8 protein-coding genes are annotated in these 9,230 nt (G+C 62.7%); 6 read left to right on the top strand and 2 right to left on the bottom strand.

Going from position 1 to position 9,230, the window contains the following annotated elements:
- Window positions 1-2,327, bottom strand: a 2,327-nt coding sequence (locus EPO09_RS16745) for a CusA/CzcA family heavy metal efflux RND transporter (protein ID WP_290644662.1), incomplete at its 3' end; no start/stop codon positions are given.
- A complete protein-coding gene (locus tag EPO09_RS16750) occupies window positions 2,327-3,493 on the bottom strand; it encodes an efflux RND transporter periplasmic adaptor subunit (RefSeq protein ID WP_290644664.1) in 1,167 nt (388 codons plus the stop codon). The genes EPO09_RS16750 and EPO09_RS16745, both read right to left, overlap by 1 nt.
- Window positions 3,494-3,601: 108 nt before the next feature.
- Between EPO09_RS16750 and EPO09_RS16755 the strand changes: the two genes are divergently transcribed.
- The 6 genes from EPO09_RS16755 (at window position 3,602) to EPO09_RS16780 (ending at window position 9,187) form a co-directional block, all read left to right on the top strand.
- On the top strand, window positions 3,602-4,255 hold the full coding sequence (locus EPO09_RS16755; RefSeq protein WP_290644666.1) for a response regulator transcription factor: 654 nt from the start codon (window positions 3,602-3,604) through the stop codon (window positions 4,253-4,255).
- On the top strand, window positions 4,252-5,529 hold the full coding sequence (locus EPO09_RS16760; RefSeq protein WP_290644668.1) for a HAMP domain-containing sensor histidine kinase: 1,278 nt from the start codon (window positions 4,252-4,254) through the stop codon (window positions 5,527-5,529). Before EPO09_RS16755 ends, EPO09_RS16760 begins: the two co-directional genes overlap by 4 nt.
- A gap of 85 nt (window positions 5,530-5,614) precedes the next feature.
- Complete coding sequence (locus EPO09_RS16765; protein WP_290644670.1) at window positions 5,615-7,333, top strand: NAD(P)/FAD-dependent oxidoreductase; 1,719 nt, start codon at window positions 5,615-5,617, stop codon at window positions 7,331-7,333.
- Window positions 7,334-7,418: 85 nt separating this feature from the next.
- Window positions 7,419-8,147, top strand: a complete 729-nt coding sequence (locus EPO09_RS16770; RefSeq protein WP_290644672.1) for an RNA polymerase sigma factor — start codon at window positions 7,419-7,421, stop codon at window positions 8,145-8,147.
- 48 nt (window positions 8,148-8,195) lie between these two features.
- On the top strand, window positions 8,196-8,786 hold the full coding sequence (locus tag EPO09_RS16775) for a ferritin-like domain-containing protein (RefSeq protein WP_290644674.1): 591 nt from the start codon (window positions 8,196-8,198) through the stop codon (window positions 8,784-8,786).
- Between the two features lie 50 nt (window positions 8,787-8,836).
- Entirely contained in the window at window positions 8,837-9,187 is a 351-nt protein-coding gene (locus EPO09_RS16780) for a c-type cytochrome (RefSeq protein WP_290644676.1), read from the top strand.
- Window positions 9,188-9,230: the final 43 nt, after the last annotated feature.

Here is a 9,230-nt window from a genome sequence, read left to right on the forward strand (position 1 = left end):
GCAAACAGGTCTGGTGTCAGCGACAGCGCGCTAGGGCCGCGAACGATCAAGGGCACACGTCGGCCGTCTTCCAGCACGAAGCCCGGGCTTTGCGATTCCAGCAGCGTCCGCAGGTCTTCTTGTGCTTGCTCGACTGTCAGGCCATGCAGCCCCAGCGCTTGCCGGTCGAATACGACGCGCAGATAGCGCAGGCCGCTGTTTTGGATCAGTTGCACGTCTTCGCTGCCTTGCGTCTTCTTCAGTATGCCTTCCAATTGGGCGGACAGCTTGCCCAGTGTGGTCAGATCGGGGCCGAACACCTTCACCGCCACGTCGCCACGTACGCCGAGGATCATTTCGTTGACGCGCATCTCGATGGGTTGCGTGAAGCTGGTGGCCACGCCTGGCAACTGCAGCAGTTGCTCGCGCAGCTTGTCGAGCAGGGCATCCTTGTCGGCCACCTGCCATTCGCTCTTGGGCTTGAGCACGAGGAAGGTGTCCGTCTGGTTCAGGCCCATCGGGTCCAGCCCCAGTTCGTCCGAGCCGCTGCGCGCCACGATGCCCTTGACCTCATGCACGGACAGCAAGGCCTTTTGCACCTGTGTATTGAGTTGCAGGGCTGTGGGCAGGTTGATGGCGGGTGATTGCTCTACCGAGACGATCACGTCGCCTTCGTCCATGGTGGGCATGAAGCTCTTGCCCACCAGCATGAAGCCGATCACAGCACCGACCAGGCTCAAGCCCGTGCCCAGCAACCAGAGTGTGGGCTTGCGCAAGGCGCCGTCCAGCAAGCGTGTGTAGTGCCGAGTGCAAAAGCGCACCAGCCATGGGTCCTGGTGGGCGCCCGTCTTGAGCAACAAGGAAGCGAGCACGGGGATCACGGTCAAGGACAACAGCAAGGACGCACCCATTGCATACAGGATGGTCAAGGCCACAGGCTTGAACAGCTTGCCCTCCAGACCCTCCAGTGTCAGCAAGGGCAGGAACACCAGCATGATGATGAGCACACCCGAAGCCACGGGCACAGCCACTTCTTCGGCGCCCATTCTGATCAGCCGGATCAAGTGGCCGATGCCGCCTGTGTGTTCCGGATGTGCAGGGTGCGCCAGTTTGGCTTCTATGTTTTCCACGACCACCACAGCCGAGTCCACCAGCATACCGATCGCGATCGCCAGGCCGCCCAGCGACATCAGGTTGGCGGTCAGGCCTGTCTGGCGCATGAGCCAGAAGGTGGTCAAGGCAGACAAGGGCAGCACGATGGCCACGACCACGGCAGCGCGCCATTGGCCCAGGAACAAAAGTAGCAAGACCAGCACCAGCACGATGGCCTCGGTCAGGGCCTTGCTGACCGTGTGAACGGCTTGCCCGACGAGGGCGCCACGGTCATAGAAGGGCTCGATGCTCACGCCCTTGGGCAGGCTGTGCGAGATCTCTTCGAGTTTGGATCGCACCTGCTTGACGACCTGGTTCGCGTCTGCGCCGCGCAAGCCCAGCACCAGGCCTTCCACGGTTTCGCCTTGACCATTGCGCGTCACGGCGCCGTAGCGGGTGAGCGAGCCAATGCGCACGTCGGCCACATCGCTGACGCGCAAGGTGGTGCCGGTATGCCGCCCGATGACCGTGGCGCCCACGTCTTCCAGATTGCGGATGCTGCCTTCGGCGCGAACCAGCAGCGCCTCTTCACCCGCGATCAATCGCCCGGCGCCGTCGTTGCGGTTGTTGGCCGACAGCGCTTCACGCAATTGGGTAATGGACAGGCCTCTGGCGGCCAGCTTCACCGGATCTGGCACGATCTCGTAAGCCCGCACGGCGCCGCCCAAGGCGTTCACATCGGCCACACCAGCGATGGCGCGCAGTTGCGGGCGGATGGTCCAGTCCAGCAAGGTGCGTTTGTCCTGCAGGGACATCGGGCCTTCGATGGTGAACATGAACATCTCGCCCAGCGGCGTGGTCACTGGGGCCAGACCACCGTTGACGTTCGACGGCAGATTGCCCTGCGCACTGGCATAGCGTTCCCCCACTTGCTGGCGGGCCCAGTAGATGTCGGTGCCTTCTTCAAAGTCGATGGTGATGTCGGCAATCGCATACTTGGAGACGGAGCGCATGCTGCGCTGCCCCGGTATGCCCAGCAACTCCTGCTCGACGGGTTGAACAATGCGGGATTCGACCTCCTCGGGCGTCATGCCGGGTGCCTTGAGGATGATCTTGACCTGTGTGGGCGAGACATCCGGGAAGGCATCAATGGGCAGTTGCCTGGCGGCGTTGAGGCCCAGGCCCACGAGCACGCAGGCCGCCACCAGCACGAGCAGGCGTTGCAGCAGGGCTGCTTCAATCAGGCGTTTGAGCATCACTCGGCTCCCAGGCCTTGCAGCACGCCTTTGAGGGCCACCGTGCCTTGGTTCACGATCAGATCGTCCGCCTTGAACTGGGCGGGGGCCACCGGGCTGATCTGAGTGAGGCTGCCATTCCCATTCCCATTGCCTGCCGCAGACTGGCTGATCACGCGCACGTTCACGGCCTGGTAGCTGCTGCCACGTTGCACAAACACGATGTCCTGACCATCATGGCGCAGCACGGCGGTGGCAGGCACCAGCCAGTTGCCGGCCTGGGCGGCATCGGCGCGTGGCGTCAGGGCGACTTCAGCCTGCACACGTTGTTGAGGCAGGGCGCAGTCCTGGGCTTGCGGCCACTGCGCGCGCAACGACAAGGTCTGGCTGCCGGCATCCAGTTCGGTGTTGATGTTCACGATCCGGGCGGGCAGGGCGCAGCCGCTGATACGCACCACATCGCCTTTGCGCAGGCGTCTGGCCACATCAGGTGCGGCCTGCATGTCGATGGACAGTGCGCCTTCGCTGGCGAACTTCAGGATGGGGGCACCGGCTTCCACCCGTTGGCCCGGCTGTACGAGCATATCGATGACCGTGCCGCGCTGCGGGGCACTCATGACCGCGTGGCCAGACAAACTGCCATTGGGTTTGACGCCTGCCAGTTGCAGCATTTGCCCGCGCTCGCGGACGGTGGCCTGGGCAATCTGCAACTGTGCCTGACTGGCCTGGGCACGGGAGCCGGCGATGATGCCCTCGGCCAGCAGCGCTTCATCACGCTGAGCCGTTTGCTGTGCCAGCTTCAGCTGGAGTTGAGCTTGCTGATACTCGCGCTGCCATTCCACCAGTTGAGGCGCATTGAGCGTGACCAGCGTCTGGCCTTGCTTGACGGCATCGCCCTTTGAAATCTGCACTTGCTCGACCAGTGCCGCGACCGGTGCGCTGACAACACGCAAGAGATTGGGGGGCAACGTGACCAAGCCTTGCAGCACAACCCGACCCGCGTCGCCCGCAGCCTGAATCTGGCTGCTGCGTATGCCCAGTTTTTGCACCTGAGTAGGTTTGAGCGTGATGTTGTGCGCACTGTCACTGTTTGATGTGGCCGCATCTGACGGATAGATGTAGGAGGTCAGAGCGGCCAGCGCCAGTGCTTGCAGCAAAAGACGGGGTACGGAGCAGGTGTGCAGCATGGGTATCCATGAGATTCGAACTGCTGCTCACTCTAGAGAGCCTGCCTGAACGCCAGCTTAAGGTTCTGACCTGCGGGCGGTGTTACCGTTGCGGTTGAGGAGTCACGCATGCGCTTGCTGCTACTTGAAGACGACATCATCCTGGGCGACGGCCTGGCCGAATTCCTGAGAGTGGAAGGCCACGTTGTGGACTGGTGCAAACGCCTGTTGGATGTTCGGGCGCTACAGGGCGAGCCCTATGACGCGCTGCTGGTGGATTGGCAACTGCCGGATGGCTCGGGGCTGGACTGGATCCGCACCCTGCGAAACAAGGGGGATACCACGCCCATCCTGATGATGACCGCACGTGACTTGCTCAGCGATCGCATCAAAGGCCTGGATACCGGTGCCGATGATTACCTCGTCAAACCGTTTGCGCCTGAAGAACTCGTGGCCCGCCTGCGTGCCTTGCAGCGGCGCAGCGCGGGGGCTGCCACCGCACGCGTCCACATCGGTGACGTGGAGGTTGATCTCACGGCCAAAGCGGTTTACCGCCAGGGCGATCGCGTTGAGGTGACCCAGCGTGAGTGGCAGGTGCTGGAGGCCTTGCTGCAACGCGCAGGCAGAGTGGTGTCCAAGAATGACCTGGAATCTCTGATGCTGGGCTTGGGCGGCGAGCTGGCCAGCAACTCGCTGGAGGTGCATGTGTCCCGTCTGCGACGCAAACTGGGCGGCGATGTGATTGAAACCGTGCGTGGCATGGGCTACCGGATGACGACATGACTGACGCACCCTCCATACGCAAAGGCCTGTCACGTGTGGTGATTCAGGTTTCCCTGGCCTGGAGCGTGGCTGTGTTTGGCGTGGTCTGGTTCGCCGTGCACCACAAACTGGACGATGTGCTGGATGGCACCTTGCAGGAATCGTCCGAGATCCTTTACGGTTTGCTCAAGGCCAATGCCGATCGCCTGCCAATTGGTTCGGGGGGCTCTTTGCCTGCGCCTCCGCATCAGGAGCGCATGGTGTGGCAGTTGGTGTCAGGCGATCAGAAGGTGGTGTGGCGATCGCACAGCGCGCCCGCGCAGCCACTGGCAACGGTACACCGCGAGCGCTGGTCTGCAGATTCACCCGATTGGCATGTCTATGGGATCCCGTTCGATGACAAGGGCACCATGCTGTACGTGGCGCAAACCCACGGCGAGCGGCGCAAGGCCCAATTGGAGGCGGCCCTGTTGACCGCTTGTGGCGCCTTGCTGGTGGGCCTGACCTGTGCCGTCTGGTTGAGCAGGCGAGCGGCCAGGGAGCTGGGGCCCTTGGTCGATCTGTCCGAGCAGGTCACGCGCTATCACCCGCTCGAGCCGGGTTCATCTCCGCCGATGGCAACGCGCGAGGAGCTCAAGCCTTTGCGCGAGGCCATCGTGCACCTGGGTGCACGCCTGGCTCAGAACATCACCAACGAACGTGCCTTCAGTGCCAATGCCGCGCATGCCTTGCGCACACCTTTGGCGGGCCTGGGGGCGCAATTGGCATTGTTGCAAAGGGAAAGCCCACCTGATGTACAGCCTCGTATTCAGCGGGCTAGGGAGGCATCGGATCGACTCAGCCGAGTGGTCACAGCCTTGCTGTCGCTGTTTCGAAGCGGAGGCGAGATCAAGCCGGCGCTCATTGATCTGGGCGAGCTGGTGCAGGGCCTGCCTTTACCTGGGTTGGTCATCGAGGTGGAAGGCCAGGCTCAGGTCAAGGCTGATCCGGATCTGCTCGCGGCTGCACTCTTGAACTTGCTGGACAACTCGGTGCGCTATGGTGCCAGCCAGGTCCGGGTTTCCTTCCGTCGGGAGGCGGGCGCCATCGTGATCCGCTTGTTGGACAACGGCCCAGGCGTGGACGAACTCACCCGCAAGCGCATTGGCGCAGCGCTGGCCACGCAGCAGTATGAACAAGACATGGGCTTGGGCCTGATGCTGGCCGATCGCGTGGCCCGGGCGCATGGGGGCCAACTGGTGCTCGTGCACGTCGAGCAGGGGTTTGGCTCTGAGTTGAGTCTGGCTGCCCGCTGAACGTGAGGTTTTGCACAAGTGTTCACAATGTCAACATTGTGTGATGTAATGCGATTCATACCAGCCTCCAGACCGGGAGAAGCGCATGAGCACCACCAAGCAAACCAAGGCCAACTGCCCCCGAATCGGCACGCGTTACCGCGATTGGCGCCTCAACGGCCCCTATGACGCCGTGATCATCGGCTCCGGCATGGGCGGGCTGACCTCGGCGGCTTTCCTGTCCGAACTGGGCTGGAAGGTGGCGGTGCTGGAGCAGCACTACACGGCTGGCGGCTACACCCACAGCTACGAGCGCGAAGGCTATGAATGGGATGTCGGCCTGCACTATGTGGGCGACATGGGTGCTCCCACGATGCCGCGCCGCATGATGGACTTTCTGACGGGCGGCCAGTTGCAATGGGCCGCCATGGATCAGGTCTATGACCGCTTCTTCATCGGCGACAAGGTCTTTGATGCGCTGGCCGGCAAGCAGGCTTATCGCGATGAACTGGTGCGGCGCTTCCCGCAAGAAGCCAATGCCATTGACGGCTATCTGAAGCGTCTGGCCGAGGTCAAGAAGTTCGTGCCCCTGTTCACCATGGCGCGCTTGCTCAAGCCCTGGCAGCGCAAGCTGGCGCAACCTCTGCTGAACATGATGCTGCCTCGCAGCTTCAACATGACGACCGGCGCCGTGATGGCCGAGCTCACGCAGAACCGCGATCTGATCGCCGTGCTGACGGGGCAGTGGGGCGACCATGGCCTGCCGCCCAGCCAGTCCTCCTTCATCATCCACGCCCTGGTGGCCAGCCACTATCTGCATGGGGGCTATTACCCCGTGGGTGGCAGCTGGCGCATCGCCGAAGCGATCCTGCCCAAGGTGCGTGCCGCAGGTGGTGAAGTGTTCACCTACGCCCGCGTCAAGCAGATCGTGACGGAGCAGGGGCAGGCCAAGGGCGTGTTGATGGAAGACGGCACCCGCATCGATTGCGGCTGCGTGATCTCCAGCGCCGGGGTCTTCAATACCTTCGAGCACCTGCTGCCTGTGGCAGAGGTTCAGCGTGCTGGCTATGACAAGCTCATGCCCAAGGTCAAGCCGAGCGCCGCCCACCTGGGTGTCTACATCGGGCTCAAGCAGACGGCGCAAGAGCTGGGCCTGCCCAAGACCAACTTCTGGATCTACCCGAGCAACGATTACGACGGCATCACTCAGCACTTCATGGACGACCAGGACGCGCCATTCCCCGTGGTCTACATCTCCTTCCCATCCGCCAAAGACCCTGATTTCGAGCGACGCTATCCGGGCAAATCCACCATCGAGATCGTGGCGCCCACCAGCTACGCCTGGTTCGAGAAATGGGAAGACACCATCTGGGGCAAGCGTGGCGAAGATTACGAGGCTGCCAAGGCGCGCTGGGGCGAGCGCCTGATGGAAGTGCTCTACGAGAAGCTGCCTCAACTGCGCGGCAAGGTGGATTACTTCGAGGTGTCCACGCCCTTGTCCACCAACTGGTTTGGTGGCTACCAGCGCGGCGAGTTGTACGGCCTGGATCACGATCCACAACGCTTCCAGCAAGACTGGCTGGGCCCGCGCACGAAGATCGAGGGCTTGTGGCTCACGGGGCAGGACGTGCTGTCCTGCGGCATCGTGGGCGCGATGATGGGCGGTGTGCTCACAGCCACGGCGGTGGCAGGCATGCGCCAGATGGGGCCCGTGCTCAAGCGCGTGGTGTCAGGGCGGGCTTTGCCAACGACGCCGCCTTTAGCGCAACCCTTGGCAACCGCATCATCCATGAACATGGACGCAGCAGGCAAACGCGCCGCCTGATCTTTTTTTGTCGATTGTTGTCACCTTTTGGTGGCTCGCTTCGTCTAATGGACAAGCAAGCACAATCCATCAGGTGGACAACATCATGCAAATCAGCGACAAAGAAGACAACATCCTGCTGCCGGATACGCAGCTGGATCATGTGGTCGATGGTGAGTTGGTTCGCCTTGCCGGGCAGGGCGATGCGCAGGCCTTCACGGCCATCATGCGCAAGTACAACCGCCTGATGTTCCGCAGCGTGCGCGGCGTCGTGCATGACGATGCCGAGGCGCAAGATGCGGTGCAGGATGCCTATCTGCGCGCCTTTGGTGCTTTGCCTCAGTTCCGTGGTGAGGCCAGCCTGGGCACATGGCTGGTTCGCATCGCGATTCATGCTGCGCTGGATGCGCAACGCAAACGGGGCCGCCACGTGCGCCTCGATGACATGGACGAGCAGGAGCGCCAGGCGCTGGAAGACCGCATGGCGATCCAGGCCGATGCCTCAGCCCAGCCTGATGCGCTGGCCGAACGCAGCCAGCTCAGTGTTTTGCTTCAACGATCGGTCGACAGCTTGCCGCCCATGTACCGCAGCGTCTTCGTGCTGAGGGCTGTCGAAGAGATGAGCGTTCAAGACACAGCGGCCTGCCTTCAGGTCAGCGAAGAGGTGGTCAAGACGCGTTACCTGCGGGCTCGCACCATGTTGCGTGATGCCTTGGGTGCCCAACTCGAACCCCATATCCCCGGCGTGTATGCCTTTGCAGGCGCGCGTTGCGAGGCCGTCGTGCGCCATGTGCTGGCGCAGCTGACGTCACAGGGGCGCATCGCCGCCGCCTGACAGACGCGATTTCCCTTTCCCTTTTTTCAACCAAGCAAGGAGATGGCCATGAGTGGTCAGAGCAAACTGTTGTCTGAAATTTTGTCGCCCATGTCGCGTCGACTGGCCCTCAAGGGCTCCGGGGCGGTGCTCTCGGCAGGGGCGGTGGCCTTGCTGGGCGGGCGTGACGCGCTCGCTGCCAGCACCAAAGGCCTGGCAGCCGATACCGCCACCGATGTGCGCATTCTCAATACCGCCCTGGGTGCTGAGCTGGAGGCCGTGGCCGCCTACCAGCTGGGTGCTGAAAGTGGTTTGCTGAGCAAGGACGTGCTGTCTCTGGCGCTGGTCTTCCAGGGTCATCACAAGGAGCATGCCGATGCCTTGGCGGCCACAGTGCGCAAGCTGGGCGGCCAGGCCGCGGCGGCCAAGTCGAAGTACGACTTCCCTGTCGACAAGCTCAAGAACCAGACCGATGTGCTGCGCTTTGCCGCCAGCCTGGAGAAGGGTGCCATCTCCGCCTACCTGGGTGCTGTCCCCTTGTTTGGCGACAAGGCCCTGGCGCAAGTGGCCGCCAGCATCCTGGGAGACGAGGCGATGCACTGGGCTGTGCTGCGGCAGGCGCTGGGTGAATCACCCGTGCCTTCAGCCTTCATGTCATGAGCACACATTGGATGCGTCAGATGGCGGCTTGGAGCCTGGCCTTGATCGGCATGGTAGCAAGCGCATCTGACAAACCAGATGAGCGCGGCCGGGCTGTGTACGAGCGCTGCCTGGCTTGCCATGCCATCGAGCAACATCGCACGGGGCCCGCGCATTGCGGCTTGTTCGGGCGCAAGGCTGGCTCAGCGCCTGGTTTTGCGGATTACTCCGATGCCATGAAGCGTTCAGGCTGGGAGTGGACGCCCGCCACCTTGAACACCTTTCTGAAGGCCCCGATGCAAGCCTTGCCAGGTACGAGCATGGGCTATGCCGGCGTGAAGGACGATGGCGAGCGAGCAGCCCTGATTGCCTGGTTGCAGAAAGCAGCCAAGCCAGGGGCGGCATGCCAGGTCCCTCGATGAGGTGATGAAACGTGGCTCACAATCGCACCATGTCCGACGCCTC

It is taken from the genome of Aquabacterium sp., assembly GCF_004297345.1.
In the GTDB taxonomy this organism is placed as follows: Bacteria; Pseudomonadota; Gammaproteobacteria; order Burkholderiales; family Burkholderiaceae_C; genus Aquabacterium.

Bases quoted from the DNA above. Each gene is read 5' to 3' on its own strand.
- EPO09_RS16760 (WP_290644668.1), top strand. From the start codon at position 4,252: ATGACTGACGCACCCTCCATACGCAAAGGCCTGTCACGTGTGGTGATT.
- EPO09_RS16775 (WP_290644674.1), top strand. From the start codon at position 8,196: ATGAGTGGTCAGAGCAAACTGTTGTCTGAAATTTTGTCGCCCATGTCG.
- EPO09_RS16780 (WP_290644676.1), top strand. From the start codon at position 8,837: ATGGTAGCAAGCGCATCTGACAAACCAGATGAGCGCGGCCGGGCTGTG.
- EPO09_RS16765 (WP_290644670.1), top strand. From the start codon at position 5,615: ATGAGCACCACCAAGCAAACCAAGGCCAACTGCCCCCGAATCGGCACG.
- EPO09_RS16755 (WP_290644666.1), top strand. From the start codon at position 3,602: ATGCGCTTGCTGCTACTTGAAGACGACATCATCCTGGGCGACGGCCTG.
- EPO09_RS16770 (WP_290644672.1), top strand. From the start codon at position 7,419: ATGCAAATCAGCGACAAAGAAGACAACATCCTGCTGCCGGATACGCAG.
- EPO09_RS16750 (WP_290644664.1), bottom strand. From the start codon at position 3,493: ATGCTGCACACCTGCTCCGTACCCCGTCTTTTGCTGCAAGCACTGGCG.